The 17665-nt window shown below is 70.3% G+C and carries 12 protein-coding genes; 3 read left to right on the forward strand and 9 right to left on the reverse strand.

What is annotated here, in order from left to right; translation table 11 throughout:
* Positions 1-107: 107 nt before the first annotated feature.
* The gene (locus OXG55_11905; protein ID MCY4103942.1) at positions 108-1100 is read left to right on the forward strand and encodes a nucleotidyltransferase domain-containing protein; all 993 of its coding nucleotides are present in this window, start codon (positions 108-110) and stop codon (positions 1098-1100) included.
* 12 nt (positions 1101-1112) lie between these two features.
* Here the strand turns inward: OXG55_11905 and OXG55_11910 are convergent, their stop codons facing one another.
* The 5 genes from OXG55_11910 to OXG55_11930 form a co-directional block, all read right to left on the reverse strand.
* The gene (locus tag OXG55_11910) at positions 1113-1400 is read right to left on the reverse strand and encodes a hypothetical protein (protein ID MCY4103943.1); all 288 of its coding nucleotides are present in this window, start codon (positions 1398-1400) and stop codon (positions 1113-1115) included.
* Positions 1397-2512 carry a hypothetical protein gene (locus OXG55_11915; protein ID MCY4103944.1) on the reverse strand — a complete coding sequence of 372 codons (1116 nt, stop codon included), beginning with the start codon at positions 2510-2512 and terminating at the stop codon, positions 1397-1399. The genes OXG55_11910 and OXG55_11915 overlap by 4 nt, the downstream gene beginning before the upstream one ends.
* A 449-nt stretch (positions 2513-2961) precedes the next feature.
* On the reverse strand, positions 2962-4164 hold the full coding sequence (locus tag OXG55_11920; protein ID MCY4103945.1) for an NADH:flavin oxidoreductase: 1203 nt from the start codon (positions 4162-4164) through the stop codon (positions 2962-2964).
* Entirely contained in the window at positions 4161-4946 is a 786-nt protein-coding gene (locus tag OXG55_11925) for a nucleotidyl transferase AbiEii/AbiGii toxin family protein (protein ID MCY4103946.1), read from the reverse strand. Before OXG55_11925 ends, OXG55_11920 begins: the two co-directional genes overlap by 4 nt.
* 7 nt (positions 4947-4953) lie before the next feature.
* Positions 4954-5586, reverse strand: coding sequence for a hypothetical protein (locus OXG55_11930; GenBank protein ID MCY4103947.1), 633 nt, complete (start codon positions 5584-5586; stop codon positions 4954-4956).
* A 443-nt stretch (positions 5587-6029) separates the two neighbouring features.
* Between OXG55_11930 and OXG55_11935 the strand changes: the two genes are divergently transcribed.
* Positions 6030-8423 (forward strand): hypothetical protein, encoded by a 2394-nt coding sequence (locus OXG55_11935; protein ID MCY4103948.1) that lies wholly within the window; start codon positions 6030-6032, stop codon positions 8421-8423.
* A 287-nt stretch (positions 8424-8710) separates the two neighbouring features.
* Here OXG55_11935 and OXG55_11940 read toward each other — a convergent pair whose 3' ends face one another.
* Positions 8711-11314 (reverse strand): hypothetical protein, encoded by a 2604-nt coding sequence (locus tag OXG55_11940; protein MCY4103949.1) that lies wholly within the window; start codon positions 11312-11314, stop codon positions 8711-8713.
* A gap of 103 nt (positions 11315-11417) precedes the next feature.
* Complete coding sequence (locus OXG55_11945) at positions 11418-13697, reverse strand: hypothetical protein (GenBank protein ID MCY4103950.1); 2280 nt, start codon at positions 13695-13697, stop codon at positions 11418-11420.
* A gap of 263 nt (positions 13698-13960) precedes the next feature.
* Here OXG55_11945 and OXG55_11950 point away from each other — a divergent pair, with 263 nt between their 5' ends.
* Positions 13961-14869 carry an MBL fold metallo-hydrolase gene (locus OXG55_11950; GenBank protein MCY4103951.1) on the forward strand — a complete coding sequence of 303 codons (909 nt, stop codon included), beginning with the start codon at positions 13961-13963 and terminating at the stop codon, positions 14867-14869.
* Positions 14870-14930: 61 nt separating this feature from the next.
* Here OXG55_11950 and OXG55_11955 read toward each other — a convergent pair whose 3' ends face one another.
* On the reverse strand, positions 14931-16844 hold the full coding sequence (locus tag OXG55_11955) for a hypothetical protein (protein ID MCY4103952.1): 1914 nt from the start codon (positions 16842-16844) through the stop codon (positions 14931-14933).
* A 98-nt stretch (positions 16845-16942) separates the two neighbouring features.
* Entirely contained in the window at positions 16943-17629 is a 687-nt protein-coding gene (locus OXG55_11960; protein ID MCY4103953.1) for a nitroreductase family protein, read from the reverse strand.
* Positions 17630-17665: the final 36 nt, after the last annotated feature.

Genomic DNA, 17665 nt, shown 5'->3' on the forward strand with positions numbered 1-17665 from the left:
CCGGCGGCGGGGGGAGGCCCGGACCCTGCCGCACCGCCCGCAGCGCCCGCGGCGTGCCGCGGCGTGCCCCTTTCTCACGCACATCGAGGCGGCCCTAGACTGACGCCATGGCAGTCGTTGCGCCGGTCGCCGCGCCGACGAGGGCTGATGCTGCCGTGGCGGCGGCGGTCCTGGTCGACAAGGGGGTAGCCGAGGTGCTGCTGTTCGGGTCGGTGGCCCGCGGCGTCGCCGCCGCCGACAGCGACATCGACCTGGTGGCGATCTTCGCGGATCTGGACTACTCCGAACGCGCCGCCCGCCGCCGCGAGTTGGAGGCAGCGGCCCGGGCGGTGGTCCCCTGGCCCGTGCAGGTGCATGTGACGGATCGCCCGGAGTGGCGTGCACGCGTCGAACAGGTGTCGACGTCCTTCGAGCGCCACGCCTCCAGCGAGTCGGTTTGGGTGGCGGGCGCGACCAGCGAGGGCCCTGTGGATTGGGGCAAGGAGATGGTGTTGCCCATGAGTGACCACCAAGAAGCGCTCCGCTACTTCGATGCCAGCGTCTTGCCGTGCTTGCAGGGAGTGGCAACAGCGTGCATCCGCCCCGCCATCGAGGACGTCCCGCATGAGTCGTCGGTTCCGGTGGAAAAACGCCGGCTCAATCGGATGGTGAAACTCTGCGCCGACGCCGCTCTCGCTGCGGAGACGTCGGTGAAGACCATGGCGAAGCTCTACAGCAGCCCGACGCCGACCGACAAGGAGCTAAAGCGCAACGGGCACACCATCGGCGAGGTCCTCCAGCGCCACGTTCCTGAGCCACACTGCGGCGAGATGCAGGCGGCGTTCGAGCGCCTCGGCGTCGATCTGGAGGAACTGTCGTCGTGGCGCAGCAAGGCGGCCTATGCCGACGACGCCGACGTGGTGCGCGCCGAAGCGGACCGTTTCGCCCCCTCCTACGCGTCCATGGCGTCAGAGATCACCGGCCTGGTCGCTGCGCACCTGCGCCGCTCGCTCGGCCGCGCCGCCGAGGCGGCCGTGACTGAACGAGACTCCCTGGCCGAGGTGATCGCAGGCCACGATGTACGTCTCGGCCTCCCGGCCCCAGTCGGTCTCGACATCTAGTGGGGCTCTGTCTCAACAGCCGCCGTCGGCGAACGGATTGGAGTTTCTGGGCGGCGTGAGGCTCGGATTCATGAGGAAGTCGCTCCGGCACAGGCCGCCGAACTCTCCCATCAGATTCGACATGAGTGTGAGATTCCCCACGTTGAACAGCAGATGCCAAAGCGACGCCCCGTCGGTGACGTTGTCGGTGTACCAGGCGGGCACCTCCCCGGCCAGCCCACTGCGCAGGATGCTCTTCTCCTGCTCGGTGGGCGCATCGGGAGTGCCCGCGCAGGAGGACCCCGGTCCGTAGTACGTCAAAGGGGCTTCGGGAAAACGAGGTGCATCATCGTGTCGGCGATGACCTCCTCGCCGCCTGCCCGGCAGCCGGGATAGTTGACGGCGAAGTACAGCTGAGTCGCCCCCCAGGCCCTGTTCGGTGTTAATGCGGTGGCCTGGTCGTACACGTGAGCCAACTCGTGGACGCCGACGTGCAGCAACTGTTGCATGGTGCGCTCGCCCAGGTCGGTACCGAGTGCTACCTGCGATGTCCGGCACTCGAACGTACCCGCATCGAAGAACCCACAACTGACACTGGCGACCCCACCGGATGCCGCCTCGAAAAGTCGGACATCGTCGCGGACGTGGTCCCAGGCGATGCGCAACCACGGGAACTCCCCCTCGTTCCGGCGCACGACATCATCCATGGCCTCGCGGAACGGACCGGGGTCGATCCTCCATTCCTCGCTGCTCCAGTCGGGCACGGTGAGAGTGGGGATCACCGTCGGCCGGCCATCCAGCCCCTTCGCTCCCGGTGCCAGGACTTCCGCAGGCGTCAAACGTTGCTCGGTGTCGCCGACGCCGAGTTGCCCGTAACGATTGTCGCCCCAGCACAGAACCTCGCGCTCCGCCGTGACTGCGCAGGCATGCGAGCCGTCCCAGAAAGTGCGGCTGCCGACGCTGATCGCGACCACATCGCTGACGTTTCGCAGCTGCTCAGCCCGCGATCTCTGCTCCCTCGTGCCGATGCCCAGTTCGCCCGCGGCGTTCGCTCCCCAGCAGGAGACCGTCCCGTCCCGGTGCAGCGCGCAGGAGCTGTAGTGGCCCGTGTCCACGGCCACCGCGTCGGTGATGCCGAGCACCGCGGTTGGCGAGAGTCCTCGTGCCGTCCGCCTTCCTGCACCGAGCAGTCCACTCCGGGAGACCACCGTGGCGCCCCCGTGGAAGTACGCCCTGTCGCTCCCCCAGCAGGAAATCCCGCCCGACCTCTGCACAGCACAAGTGAAAGTACTGCTCGGTGACACCGAGACCGCATCGTCGATACGGCGCACCTTCACCGGCGAGAGACGCTCCGACCTCGTTCCGTCGCCGAGTTGTCCGTCGTCGTTGTAACCCCAGCAGGAGGTGGAAGCTGCCCGCCGCGACCAGAGCAGCGCCGGGTTCCGGCGGAGGTACCTGCGGCGTCTCGGACGGACTCGCGGCGGGCGCAGGGACGGTCACCGTCAGGGTTGAACTCGCCAGCCAGGGCCCCACGCCGGCGGTGGCGGGGAAGAACCGGCGCGACGGCAACAGCCGCTCGCCCCACGAGCCGTCGGCGTCGCGCTGCTGCAAGCCGAACTCGACGCGACCATCATCCAGGCGCCGCGCCACGATGCGCACGTCCACCTCCGACGCCCCGCCGGCCGACTCCTCAACGCCCTCCTGCGCCGAACCAGCCGAAGGGATCGCACTGACGGTCAGCACGGCGATCAACACCGCGGCCGCCGGGCGGACGAACCGCTGAGCGATTGACGACCTCCGCATGCTCAGTAACCCCCTCTCGGTGCTGCAGGCAAGGGCATCGCCTGATCGACGATTGCTTCCGTGACCTCCGCCGGCTTGCCTATTGACCCTTCCGGCGGTTGGTCCAGTAGTGCTTGCGGATGTGTACGGCGACGTTGCGGGGGTTGTCGCGCCAGCACTGCAGCGGGTCGTAGCCGTCGTGCGCCAGGCACATGTTGCACGAGACGCACGCGACTCCTCCGGTGCGGCCGGCCTCCAGCTTGCGCACCAGGTCCGGTTCCCTGATGAAAGGCCGTGCTATCGCCAGGAAGTCGGCGTCGCCTGAGGCGAGGATGTCCGTCATCGTCTCTGTCGTCCGCACGCCTCCCACGAGAATTACCGGCAGCCCCGACGCCTCCTTGACGGCGCGGGCGAACGGTCGGTAGTAGGCCTCGGCGCCCGCCGGCTGCCTGGCGCGCTGGACCAGCAGGTTGCGCCACGCCTGGGCGCGGTCCACCGCCACATAGGGACGGATGTTCTCGAAGTAGCTGCGCATCACGCCGTAGGTGGTCTCGAAGCCGTCGATGCCTCGCTCGGCCAGGCCGCGGGCCCGCGCGAGCGACTCGTCGCGCTGCAGGCCCCCTGCCACCGAGTCCTCCACGCTCAGGCGGGCGGTCACGGGGAGGTCGCTGCCGACCGCGGAACGCACCGCTTCGGCCACCTCGAAGAAGAACCGGCTGCGCCGCTCGGCGTCGCCGCCCCAGCGGTCGTCGCGGGTGTTGGCGTGCGGCGAGCAGAACTCCGAGATGAGGTAGCCGTTGCCGCCGTGGATGTGGATGCCGTCGAATCCCGCCTCCGCGGCCCGACGGGCGGCCGCCCCGAACGCCTCCACGAGACTGCGGATCTCCCCGTCGCTCAACTCTTCGGGCTGGATGGTGTACATGGCGTTGGGCACCGGCGACGGCGCCACCGGCACAATGGCCGACATCATCGTCTGGCTCCCGCAGTGGCCGATCTGGGCGAAGATCCGCCCGCCGGCCTCGTGGACCGCCTCGGTCGCCCGCCGGAGGGCGGGGATGACCCGATCGTCGTGGATCCCCGTCTGGTTGGCGCTGGCCTGCCCGCGGGGGTCCACGTACATGTGCCCGGTCAGCGCCAGCCCCGCTCCCCCCTCGGCCAAGCGCCGGTACAACTCCACGAAGGAGTCGTAGATCACCCCGCTCGGCGAGGCCATCGTCTCCGAGGTGGCCCCGCGCACGATCCGGTTGGGAATATCCAAGGACCCGATCCGGCCCGGTCGGAGGTAAAGGGGCGCGGAGGTCAACGCCGTCTCAGGAGTGTGAGAAGCTTGGCATGAAGGCTGTCTATCAGTTCGTCCAGCGCCGGGCTGTTCGGGGCGATGAGCTGAGTTCGACGCATGTTCGCCCAGTCGCCGCTCAGCACATCGAGGTGGGTGTAAGTGCTGTCCAACAGGGATTCCAAGAGGTTCTCAGGCTGCGAGGCAATATCCGGAAGGTCTGAATCCGATGCCAGGAAGGAACCAAGGGCTGCCATGCAGTCGACGTCGGGTGAGTCCAATAGCCGGTCGAGGTCGTAGAGGTCGCGGGCCGCGAGCCTGCTGGGGTGGGCCAGACATGCCAGTTTGGCGGCGGTGATCGCCTCCAGGGTGATTCCCGTAACCCGGATGTCATCGCCGAGTCCGGGATACCGAGGCTGAAGCCTCCAGAGCCGGACGCCATCCCCCGGCGGAGCGTCGGGCACAGTGATGTCGATGCGCAGGCGGTGGCGCGTGTCTGCGGGCGCTTCCCACAGAATGTCCAGACGGCCAGAGCGGTCGCGGGCCCGCAGTGACCGCCCCGAGGCTCGCGACGCCTCGTCCAGGACGTTCTCAATGGTGTGGACAATCTCGTGGCGCTCCGCGGACGAGTGCCCCGACCAGTCGAAATCCAGGTCCTCCGAGTAGCGATAATCCATCTTCCAGCAGGTGCGCAACAGCGTGCCGCCTTTCAGGACAAGGCGATGCCGTCGGCGCTCCCGGGCCGCCAGAGCGGCGAGGAGAAAATGCTGAATGCGGTCGCGTTCGACCGCGCACGTTGGCGAGTCCATCCGCGGGCTAGGTAAGCAGTTCCGACGCCAACGCGTCAGGACCGTACGGCCACACGACTCTCCGGGCCGTGTCGTACCACGCCCAGCGATTCGCCCGGCGGGGACGGAAGCCGCTGAGCTGGATCCATCGATCGCCGCGGCCGGCGCGGGGTACGAGTTCGGCCCACTGCGGCGGCGGGCTGCCTTCGAGCTGTCCGCGCACGCTGCTGGCCGCCAGCCCCGCCGCAACCGAAGCCACCCTGCGCAACCCGGCCCGCAGACACAGCTCCTCGGACAGCGCAGCCACCGAATCGGGGTCGAATTCTGGAGCGCCCAGCAGGACCGCATCAGCGATGTACTCCACGGCACGGGGGACCCGGTGAGGGAACTGCGCGCACTCCAACAGCGCACGCGCCGGACTCGACATCCAGGTCCGTCGGGTGATCCGCCGCGAGCCCGCCTCGACGACATGCTCCGGTTCTGTGATCACCCGAAGCCCCGTCGGCAGCGGCCCCTTCAGTACCCGCTTCGACGACGCCACGGTGGTGCCGTGGATCAGCGCGACGCCTGCCTCACACAAGGCCGTGTCGTAGGAGATTCGCCTCGATCCCGGCCCGAGCAGGTTGTCGAGTCGCTCCTCGAGCGCCGGGCTCCAATGCATGGACGACACCTGCCGGGCCGCATCCGGAGGGCCGCCCGCAACGGGCAGGGCCGCTGCCCGCATGGTAGCCAGCGGGGCGACCGAGACCGGAACGACACTCCCCACAGTCCAAGGCTAACCCAATCCCGCCGCCGCACTCCGAACCCGGGGCACCCTGCGAGGCTCACCCCCGCGGGCAGCGACCCGTAGTCCGCGGCCAGCCACCGCGCCCGAACGGCTCGGAGGATTTTACTCTGGACGCTCGTCCTGTGTTAGCCTGCCTGGCCGCTGCGCTGCTTCTTGCGTCTTGCAGCGCTCCCCGACACTTATGGAGGATTCGATGTTCGATAAGACGAGGCGCGCGGTGACCGCGCCTGGATCGGCGGCTGCCCCCCCCCCCCCCGTTAGCTGAACGAGCGCGGCGGCGCCGTGGGGGCGTTGCTGCTGCAATCGCGCTCGCGGCGTTGATCGGCGGGCTGATCGTCCTCACTTCGCCCGCGGCGGCACAGGAGCCGACGACCGCCGAGGAGGGTTCCGAGGTCCGCATCGCGGCGCGCCGACTGGACGACGGTCGAATCGAGTTCGCGCTGCAGCAACGCCAGGGCTCATCCTGGGGACAGCGAGAGTTGCCGCGCTCGCGGTTCTTCCCCACCGACGCCGCTGCGGGCCGCTGGCTGTCCAGCACGCCGCTGGAGGTCGGCGGCACCGAGGTCCGCATCGCGGCGCGCCGACTGGACGACGGTCGAATCGAGTTCGCGCTGCAGCAACGCCAGGGCTCATCCTGGGGACAGCGAGAGTTGCCGCGCTCGCGGTTCTTCCCCACCGACGCCGCTGCGGGCCGCTGGCTGTCCAGCACGCCGCTGCGCCTCGGTGCTGCCAGCGCCGCCGACGCCCGCTTCACCGCCATCAGCATCGGCGCGCATTATTCGTGCGGGTTGCGCTCCGACGGCGCCGTCGTCTGCGTCGATGATCGCGGCTTCAAGATCGACGTGCCCGACGGGCGCTACACCGCCGTCGAGGTCCACCGCGAACTCGATGCGATGTGCGCGCTCGCCGCCGACGGCACCGCCACCTGCTGGGACCACCTCGGCGAACAGGTCGACGCGCCCGCGCCAGAGGGGGGGTTCACCGACATCAGCCTGAGCGAGGCGGTCGGCTTGTGGTCCTTCGATGACTTCGCGTGCGGACTCCGCGCCGACGGTACCGCTACCTGCTGGGAACTCGGAGAGCACGGCCAATACCACGGCCAATACGACGTCTCTGGCGGCCCGTACACGTCCATCGACGCAACTGGAAGCTGCGGGCTGGAACGCGAGGGCGCGATCTCCTGCTGGACCCCCAGCGGGGAAGTCGACTACACGGTCGAAGGGCCGTTCACCGAAGGGCCGTTCACGGTTCGCGCCGGCGAGGGCTGCGGGCTCCGCAGCGACGGCACGCTCGCCTGCTGGTCGCAAGCCTACGGCGACGGCAGGCTACCGGGCGACGACACGGAACCGCCTGAAGGATCTGAAGGGCGCTTCAGCGCCGTCAGCAGCGGTGAGGGCAGTTCCTGCGGCCTACGCCTCGACGGCACAGTCAGGTGCTGGGGCCGCTCCCGAATGGCACCCTCGGGGCGGTTCAGCGCCGTGGACGTGGGCTACCAGAACTCCTGCGGACTGCGGACCGACGGCTCAGTGGCCTGCTGGGGCTCTGACGCGGGCGGCCTCGTGAGCGACGCGCCCGAGGGCCGGTTCACCGCCATAGCCGTACACGGCGACGAGCCGAATCCTCGCGACGTCCACGGACACGGAGAGGAACACAGGGACGACCGTGCCTGCGCGCTGGCGACCAACGGCACCATCTCCTGCTGGGGCCGCATCGACAGGGGGCCATCGGACGCCGTGACCGGCCAATTCACCGAACTCGTGACTCTTGCATTCGCTAGCTGCGCTCTGAGCGTCGACGGCGAAATCGGCTGCTGGGGAACGCGCCCTGCATTATGGGCCGGGGGCGACACGCCCGTTCATGCACCTGCCGGGCGGTTCGTCGCAATCAGCATCTCAGGCGGGTTCAACGTGGACGTTCCACGGGGGCTCGGCGGCGGATCGCGCGGGATAATTGAGATTTGCGGCGTGCGCGTCGACGGGACCATCGCCTGCGAGCACGGGTTGCCTCTGGGGCTCACCAGCGACCCGCCCGACCGCAGATTCACCGACATCAACGGCGATTGCGGCCTGCGCGCCGACGGCACCGTCACCTGCTGGAACTACGGGAGCGTGAAGTCCGAGTTCGACCTGAGCGACGTCCGGCTCACGACCATCGACGGCGACTGCGGCCTGCGCGCCGACGGCACCATCATCTGCTGGGACTCCACCGGCGTGCAGCGCGACGGGCCCGCCGAAGGGCGCTTCACCGCCATCGATGGCAGCTGCGGCCTGCGCGCCGACGGCGCCATCATCTGCTGGCGATACGACGACGAGGAGACCTACGGACCGGAAGGGCGCTTCACCGCCATCGATGGCAGCTGCGGCCTGCGCGCCGACGGCGCCATCATCTGCTGGCGATACGACGACGAGGAGACCTACGGACCGGAAGGGCGCTTCACCGCCATCGATGGCAGCTGCGGCCTGCGCGCCGACGGCGCCATCATCTGCTGGCGATACGACGACGAGGAGACCTACGGACCGGAAGGGCGCTTCACCGCCATAAGCGGTAGCTGCGGCCTGCGCGCCGACGGCACCGTATCCTGCTACGACCTCGAGGCGCCCGACGGGCTGTACAGCAGCCTGACCGGTTATGGTTCCCAGGCGTGCGCCATTCGATCCGACGGGGGTGTCAGGTGCTGGGGAAGCGTCCAGGTGCTCGTCCCGGGGAGATGACAGGGAACCGGCCGGCCCGCCACCGCACTCCGACGCCGAGACCGCTCACCGAGCCGGCCGGCGTGTGCTGACGGTGGCTGAGCGTTCCCGGCCGCCGGCGACGTGCCACAGCCGCTGGCGGCGACGCGGGGCCCGCCCTGATCTGCGGCCCGCTCCCCCCTCGGCCAGCCGCCGGTACAACTCCACGTACGAGTCGTAGACCGCGCCGCTCGGCGAGCAACCGGCCCCGACACTGCCACGCCAGAGCCACTCAACAAGGTAAAGGGGTCGAATTGCGAAACGAGCGCTCAGCAGCCCCCGTCTCTGAACGGGTTGGACCTCCGCTGGGGCACCAGGGTCCAGTTCATGAGGAAGTCCGTGCGGCACAGGCCGCCGAACTCGCCCATCAGGTTCGCCAGCAGGGAAAGATTCGTCGGCAGGCCCCGGAACGTCCACCAGAACGCGGCGCCGTCGGTGAAGGTGCGCGTGTACCAGGCCGGCACCTCGCCCGCCAGGCCGCTGCGGAGGACCTCCAGGTCCTCCTCGGCCGGCGTCGGCGGTGTCCCCAGGCACGCCGATGCGGATCCGTAGTACGTCAAAGGAGCATCGGGCAACACCAAGTGCAGCATCGCGTCGGCGATGGCCTCCTCGCCGCCGGCCAGGCAGTCCGGGTAGTTCACCGCGAAGTACATCTGGGTCGCGCCCCACGGCCGATTCGGCGTCAAGGCCGTCGCTTGATCGTACACATGGGCCAACTCGTGGACCCCGACGTGCAGAAGCTCCTGCATGCTCCTCTCGCCCAGGCCGGTGCCGATCGCCATGCTGGACGTGTCGCAGCCGTATTCGCCCGGCGCTGTGAACCCGCAGCTCACGGTCGCGGTGCCTCCATCGGCCAGGTCGAACACTCGAACGTCGTCGCGTGCATGGTTCCAGGCGATCCGCAACCAGGGGAAGGCAGCCTCGTTGGCCGCGACGAGCTCGTCCATGGCGGCGCGGAACGGGCCGGCGTCTACCTGCGCATCCTCGTCGTTCCAATCGGGCACGCCGATGGCGGGAATCACCGTTCGGGGATCGTCGTCGGTGGCGGCCGGCGCGACTCGCGTCGGCTCCAAGCGCGCCTCGGTGTCGCCGACGCCCAGCTGCCCGTAGCGGTTGTCGCCCCAGCAGGCGACCTCGCTGGTCACCGTGAGGACACAGGCGTGCGAGCGCTGATAGGGGTTCTGACTGCTGACCGTCAGCGCCACCACGTCGCTCACCCCCCGGAGCCTGCGGGGTTCCCGCCGGTGCTCGGTCGTGCCGATCCCGACTTCGCCCGCCGGGTTCGCACCCCAGCAGGAGACGTCCCCGTCACGGTGCAACGCGCAGGAGCTCCATGCGCCCGTCGCGACGGCCACCGCATCGGTGATGCCGACGACCGGGGTGGGACGCGACAACGTCGAATCGCGCTTTCCGGCGCCCAGAGTGCCGAAGACGAACACCGTGTCGCCGGCCTCGTAGAAGGCGGCGTAGTTGGACCCCCAGCACGAGACTGCGCCAGAGCGCCGCACGGCGCACGAGAAACTGTGCCCGGCCGACACCGAAGCGGCGTCTTCGAGTCCGCGCACACGGACGGGCGCAAGCCGCTCGGTGCTCGTGCCGTCGCCGAGTTCCCGGTGGTCGTTGTTCCCCCAGCACGACACCGCGCCGTCGGCGTGCACGGCGCACGTGTGCCAGGCGCCGGCGCCTATCGACGTCACGTCGCCCAATCCGGAGACCCGCGCGGCTCGGGGGCGGGACTCTCCGGTGCCGTCGCCGAGCTGCCCGACCTCGTTGTCGCCCCAGCAGGAGGCGCCGCCGTCGGCATGCACCGCGCAGGCGTGCCGCGCCCCGACCGAGACGTCGACGGCATCGTTCACGCCCCGCACCCTCACCGGCGACGGGCGATCGGTCCACGTTCCGTCACCGATTCCTCCGAAGTAGTTGTCACCCCAGCACGACACGGTCCGATCACTGTGAAGGACGCACGTCGGGCCGTCCGCGGAGCCGGCGGCGGAGTCGCCGACGCTGATGGCCACGACATCGTCGAGGCCTTGCACCGGTACCGGTACGAGAGCCCGGTGCAAGGACGGATCGCCCAGCCGCAGCGACGCGCTGTTGTCGCCCCAGCAGTCCACGCCGCCGTCGGCGTTGACCGCACAAGTGTGGTAGCCGCCGGCCGCGATCAGGGCGGCGCCTCGTTCGGCCGCAATGGGCGCGTCGCCGCGTCGGGGGGCCTCGCCCGCCGAGTCGCCCCCGGCCTGCAGCCGCAGGGCCGAACTGGAAAGCCAGCGCCCCTCGGCGGCGTCGGCCGGGAAGTACCGCCGCGACGGCAACAGGCGCTCGCCCCAGTCGCTGCCGGAGCCCCGCTGCTGCAACCCGAACTCCACCCGCCCGTCGCCCAGGCGCCGAGCCACGACCCGCACCACAGTGTCCGCCGGGAGCCCTGACACCCGCAGGGCCGAACTGGAGAGCCAGCGCCCCTCGGCGGCGTCGGCCGGGAAGTACCGCCGCGACGGCAACAGGCGCTCGCCCCAGTCGCTGCCGGAGCCCCGCTGCTGCAACCCGAACTCCACCCGCCCGTCGCCCAGGCGCCGAGCCACGACCCGCACCACAGTGTCCGCCGGGAGCCCTGACACCCGCAGGGCCGAACTGGAGAGCCAGCGCCCCTCGGCGGCGTCGGCCGGGAAGTACCGCCGCGACGGCAACAGGCGCTCGCCCCAGTCGCTGCCGGAGCCCCGCTGCTGCAACCCGAACTCCACCCGCCCGTCGCCCAGGCGCCGAGCCACGACCCGCACCACAGCGTCCGCCTCCTGGCCGACCGCCGCCGAGGGAACTGCCGCGCCCAACACCGCGACGACCGACGCCGCGACCAGAGCCTTGCCGATCCGCCTCACGGCGATGGTCGCCTCCGGGTGTCACGCCGCCGGTGATCCTCACCGGGGACCGACATTGTCCGAGGACACAGGGACGCAGTGCTCACCGCTGCGAAGCTAGCGCTCAGCAGCCCCCGTCGCGGAACGGATTCGCTCCCTGCGGCGGTTGGCTCTGGCCATCGAACGGACGGCGGAGCCACTCCGCCGAACACAGGCCGCCGAACTCGTGCCGCAAGTTGGCCAAGGCCGGTGAACTCGGGGCGCTCCGCAGCACCGCCCACAGGTCGGCGCCGCTCTTGATGTGCTCCGTGTACCACTGAGGAACTTCGCCTGCAAGGCCGCTGGCAATGACCGACTCCGGCCCCCCCGCCTGCTCGGGGCCGCCGAAGAAGCACCCCGACGGGTCGTGAACAGGCGGACCGGCGGTGCGCGGCTGGTACTCCGGAATGGCGATGACCTCCATGCCATAGGTCAGGAACTCACTCGGCGGGTCGTACCACCCTTTTTCTTCGATGCAGTGTGCGTAGCGCGCGATGAAATAGACCTGAACGGCGCCCCATGCTCGATCCGGAGTCAGCCATGTGGTGACGTCGTACACATGCGCCAATTGATGCACCGCCGTCTTCAGAGTCATCGTTCCGAGCAGCATGCTCCGCGCGCGGCAGGCCAAGTCTCCCCCCGGCGTGCCGCATTCGACGCTCACGGAGCTGACCTTGTGCGAAGGGTCCTCGGACGGTTCGAAGGCTGACCGGTCCCGGATGTGGTCCCATGCGGCGCGCAGCCAAGGGGAGTCCGCCTCGAGGTCCGCGACCACCGAGTCCAGCCAGAACCGCAGGAACGAGGTCGTATCGGTCGGAACCTGTTCGACGGCGTAGGCGTCGAACCGCTCGATGTGCACGGGGTGCGGGCTCGCCTCGCCTGCGCCTCCGCCGAGTTGACCGAATCCGTTGCCCCCCCAACACGACACCGAGCCGTCGCCCTGCACGGCACATGCGTGCGCATGGCCTTCGCGGAACACCGAACTGACGGCGATCGCGACCGCGTCGGTGATCCCCCGAACGCGCGCAGGGCGCGAGCGAGGACTCGTCGTCCCGTCGCCGAGCTGGCCGGTGGACTTGGCCTCTCCCCAACAGGAAACCTCGCCGTCGCGATGAACGACACAGGCACTCCCCCGACCCGCTGACACGGCCACGGCGTCGTTGATGCCAGCGACGCGCCGCGGCGCCGGTGTCGTGTGGAGGCTGTGGGTGAAACTCCAGCAATGCACCCGCCCGCGTCTGTCCACAACGCAGGCCCTGTCATAGCCGACCGCCACCGAGTCGACGGCGGGAAGCCCTGTGACCTTCCTGGGCGACAGGTGATCCCCCGGCATCCCGTCGGGAGTCATGCCCATACCGCTCCATCCCCAACACGACACAGACCCGTCGTCGTGCAGTGCACAGTTGGTGTGGCCGGACGACGCGACGGCGGCGACCCCCCTGAGACCTGGGACTCTCTGCGGGCGACTGCTCGATTCCACGGTGCCGTCTCCCAGCTGGCCGAGTCCATTCGCTCCCCAGCACGAGACCCCGCCGTCGCCATGCACCGCGCACGTGTGCTGGATGCCTGCCGAAATGCTCACGACATCCGTGAGGCCCGGCACTTCGACCGGCACCCAGTGTTCCAGATCATCTCCCTGACCGAGCAGGCCGCCGTACCCTGCACCCCAACACGACACCCTGCCGTTCGCGTGCAATGCGCAGCTGTGGGGCTCGACGTCGGGCTGCTGACCGAGGGCTACCGCCGCGACGCCGTCCAACAGGGAGGCGCTGAGGTTGTCGCGCCGACCGTGGCGGCCCCAACACAGCAAGTCGCCGGCCGGCCGCACAACACATGTGCGGCCGTTCGAGACCGCTGCCAGGGATCGACCGCCTCGTCGTCCCTCGGTGCTACTGAACCCGCCCCCGACTGTCAAGACTGAACTCGCCAGCCAGCGCCCGACGGTGGCATCGCTCGGGAGGAAACGCCGTCGAGGCAACTGCTGCTCACCCCACTCGCCGTCGGCGCCGCGCCGCTCCAACCCGAACTCGAGGCCCCCGCTCTGGAGGCGCCGTGCCACGATCCGCAGTTCGGTCGCCGGTGTCGTGTCGATGCTCAGTGAAGAGCTGTGCAGCCAGCGCCCCACTCTCGCGGTGGTCGGGAAGAAGCGCCGCGACGGCGACATCCGCTCGCCCCACTCGCCGTCGGCGTCGCGTTGCTGCACGGCGAATTCGACGCGCTCGCTCTCGAGGCGCCGCGCCACGATTCGCACTTCTGGTTCATCGGCTACGGCTGCGGTCTGCTGGGCGGCGAGGTCGGCGGGGATCGCCACGGCACAAACGGCGACGACGAGCACCGCGGCCAAGCTCCGAGAGACGAGCCCCATCGATCCTTCCCCCTCCCGAGTCCCGAGACTAGCCGGACCGTCGAGCGGGCCGCCGATGCCCGTCAAGCCGCAGCGGCCCTGCTCGCGGTCGAGGAGGCATCCGCTGTTCTGTGACTGCTTGACGGCGAACTACGGGGATATCGTCGCGACGCCCATGCCGACACCGAAAGCCGATGTTCGAAATGGCCGCTAGCGGGGATCATCCCTCCTCACCTCCCTCGGAGACCTCCCCGACAGACGAGAAACCGCCTCGGCTGGAGGAGATGCTCGACACCGCGCACGACCCGGCCTACGGCGAGGCCGTGCAGGTGGCGCCGCTCGTGCAGCGGGTCACGGCGGCAAATCCCAGCCCGTTCACCTTCGCCGGCACCGGCACCTACATCGTGGGCAGGCAGCGGGTTGCGGTCATCGACCCCGGACCCGAAGATGCCGCGCACGTGGGGGCGTTGCTGCGGGCTCTGGAAGGCCGCACCGTGACCCACGTCTGCGTGACCCACACCCACAGCGACCACTCCCCCGCCTCGCGGGCCCTGGCGGCGGCCACAGGCGCAACGGTCTTCGGGTTCGGCCCGCATCCGGCGAGCGACGCCCGTCGGGGCGACGGTGCGCCGGCGGTCACCGAGGAGCCCGGCGACTGGGACTTCATCCCCGACGTCACGCTCGCGCACGGCGACGTCCTGGCGGACGAAGGCTGGACGCTGGAGTGCCTGCACACCCCCGGACACATCTCCAACCACCTGTGCTTCGCGCTCCCCGAGGGGCGGGCCGTGTTCACCGGCGACCACGTCATGGGCTGGTCCTCGACGATCATCCCGCCGCCCGACGGCAACCTGGGCGACTACCTGCGCAGCCTCGAACTCCTGATCGACCGGGGCGACCGAGACGAGGTGTACTGGCCCACGCACGGGCCGCCCATCACCTCACCGGCGCGGTACGCCCGGGCACTCCTGGCGCACCGCCATCGCCGCACCGCGGAGATCCTGGAGTGCCTGCGCGACGGCTCGGCGACGATTCCGGAAATGGTCGCCCGCATGTACACGGACACTCCGAAGATGCTGCACCCCGCAGCCGAGCGCTCCGTGCTGGCACACCTGATACACCTCACCGAGCAGGGCCGCGTCCGCAGCGAACCTGCAGCCGACGAGCGGGCCACGCGCTACGCCCTTCCCTGAGGCCCCGCGCGACGGATGGACCAGGCCCGGGCCGGCACAGGACCGGGCGTTGCCCGGCCGATCAGCAGCCGCCGTCGCGGAACGGGTTGGTGCGCGGCGGCGGAACCAGGTTCGGCTCCAGCGGGTACCGGAACCAGTCGGTGGAGCAGAACCCGCCGAACTCGTTGCCCAGATTGGCTAGAAGCTGGGGAGCCAGGACGCGCCGCAGCACTCGCCACAGCTCGGCACCGTCAGTGATGTTCTCGATGTACCAGTCGGGCGTTTCGCCGGCCAGACCGGCGAGCACGACCCGCTCCGCCTCGCGGTCCGGCTCGCCCCCCACGCCGGGACAGCCCGCCCCGTAGTAGGCGAGGCGGGCCGACGGCACAACGAGGTGCGCCATCGTGTCGGCGAGGATCTCGGCGCCGGACCGCTGCCCGTAGTCCCGGAAGCAGTCCGGGTAGGTCCAAGCGAAGTAGAGCTGCACCGCACCCCAGGCCGGTCCGGCCGACAGGCTGGTCGTGCTGTCGTAGACGTGCGCCAACTCGTGGACCGCGACCCCGAGGGTCATCTCGGCGACTTCCATGTGTTCCGACCAGCAGCCGTACAACCCGGCGACGAGCTCGCAGTACGAGCGAACCGCCCCGCGGAAGTCCTCGATCCGCCCGGCGACGGTTCGCTCCCGGATCCTGTTCCAGGCCAGGCGCAGCCAGGGGAACTCGGCCTCGCGCGCCGCGACGGCCTCGTCCAGCCAGCTTCGCAGTAGATCGGTCTCGTCGGCGGGGATCCGGTTCGCGGGGATTGCCCGCGCCGCCAGAACCGGAACGGGAACCAGCCCGCGTGCGAGGCTGCCGTCGCCCAACTGCCCGGCGCCGTTCCCGCCCCAGCAGGAGTAGGAGCCGTCGGTGTGGGCCGCGCAGGCATGCGGGGCGAGGCGGGTGGAGCCGGCGCTCATCGTGACCGCCACCGCGTCGACGACGCCGGCGACGCGGGCCGGCCGCTGCTGGGGCGCCGTGGTGCCGTTGCCGAGCTGGCCGGCGGCGTTCTTCTCACCCCAGCACGACACACCGCCGTCGCCGTGTACCACGCAGACCCCGCCGTCACCCACCGCCACCGAGGCGGCGCCGCCGACCCCGTCGACCCGCTGGGGACTGGCCACGTCGGCGACCGGCCAGCAATAGACCTCGCCGGCGACGGTGACCGCGCAGGTGCGGTCGGCTCCGGTCGACACGGAGACCACGGCGGGGAGACCCTCCACGGGCGCGGGGCGGAAGGCGCCGCGGTTGCCGGCCCCGCCCCCGTAGCCCCAGCACGTCAAGGCGCCGCCGGTATGGATCACGCAGTTGGAGGAGGGGCCGGCGTCAATCCATGCGGCGTCGGTGATGTCGGGGACAGGCTCGGGGACATCGACCGAGGCGAGCGTTGCGCCGCCCAACTGGCCCAGCGCGCCGGAACCCCAGCAGGAGACCTGCCCGCGGGCATGCACGACGCAGGTGTGGTCGGACCCTGCTGCGAGCGCCACCGCGTCGGAAATGCCGGGCACCTTCTCGGGCAGGTAGCCGCTGAACGGCTCTCCCCGCCCGAGTTGCCCCTCGCGGCCCGCTCCCCAGCACGACACGGTCCCGTCGCCACCCAGCGCGCACAGGTGAAGCTCCTGGTGGGGATGATCGCCGCTGGTGACGCTCACGACATTCCGCAGGCCAGCGGCGCTGAACCGCTCCCGGATGCCGTCGTACCCCCAGCAGGTCACGCGCGCGTCGCGGCGCACCGCGCAGGTGCGGCCGCGGGAGGCGGCGATGAGGCTGTCGCCGCTGCGTGCCGCGCCCCGCACGAACTCCGGGCGCCGCAGCACCGTCGCCTCGTCGGGCGCGCCGGAGGCCGGTCCCGGTTGCTCGGGTCCGAACTCCTCCGGCGGCAGCACGACCCGCGGCGGCGCAGGACCCGCGGCGGCGGCTGTCACGCCGGTCGTGAACACAACAGGGGCCGCAACGCTCACGAGGCAGAACACCAGGAGGCACGTTGCCGGCCCGGATCGCCGCGACCGGGTCCGTGCCCGGCCGCCTCCGGGCACCCGAGGGCCGGCCGGGACGGGGCTCAGCGGCTCCAGCGGTTCCAGCTGATCACATCCTCGATCCCGCCGCGGTTGGCGGGCTTGAAGTCCACGCCGTGCGTGTAGGCGACAGGGATCAGGGCGAACTGACGGACCTTGTCGTAGGGGATGTCGAGAACATCCGCCGTCTCGCGCTCGTACGCGAGATGGAGGGTGGTCCAGCAGGTGCCGAGGCCGCGCTCACGGGCCGCCAGCATGAAGCTCCAGGCCGCCTGGATCACCGACCCTCCCTCGGCAACCACATCGGTGGGACGCTCGGACCGGGTCGCCACGCAGGGGATGAGCAGCACGGGGCTGCGGTGCATGTTCTCCGCCAGGTAGACCGCGGAATCGACGACCCGTCGCTGCTGGGCCACCCACGTCCTGTCGTGGCCCGCGAATCTCCCGCCGACGGACCGGCCATCCTCCGCCGCCCGGTCGGCGAGCGTGGGCCCCCGCACATACGCCTCGAACCCGCGGCGGTAGAGCCCGGCGATCGCCTCGACCTTGTCGCGCTCGGTCACGAACACGAAATGCCAGGTCTGCGTGTTGGAGGCGGTCGGCGCCTGCACCGCCAGTTCGACGCACTCACGCAGCACAGACTCGGGCACAGGCCGCTCGAAGTCCAGCCGCCTGCGCACCGCCCGAGTGGTCGACAGCAACTCGTCGGTCGACAACCCAAGCCTCGTCACACCACGAAGCGTACGCCTTCACCTCCGGCGGCCGAC

This window comes from bacterium, assembly GCA_026708055.1.
In the GTDB taxonomy this organism is placed as follows: Bacteria; Actinomycetota; Acidimicrobiia; order Acidimicrobiales; family CATQHL01; genus VXNF01.

Bases quoted from the DNA above. Each gene is read 5' to 3' on its own strand.
- OXG55_11950 (MCY4103951.1), top strand. From the start codon at position 13,961: ATGCTCGACACCGCGCACGACCCGGCCTACGGCGAGGCCGTGCAGGTG.
- OXG55_11925 (MCY4103946.1), bottom strand. From the start codon at position 4,946: ATGGACTCGCCAACGTGCGCGGTCGAACGCGACCGCATTCAGCATTTT.
- OXG55_11945 (MCY4103950.1), bottom strand. From the start codon at position 13,697: ATGGGGCTCGTCTCTCGGAGCTTGGCCGCGGTGCTCGTCGTCGCCGTT.
- OXG55_11930 (MCY4103947.1), bottom strand. From the start codon at position 5,586: ATGCATTGGAGCCCGGCGCTCGAGGAGCGACTCGACAACCTGCTCGGG.
- OXG55_11905 (MCY4103942.1), top strand. From the start codon at position 108: ATGGCAGTCGTTGCGCCGGTCGCCGCGCCGACGAGGGCTGATGCTGCC.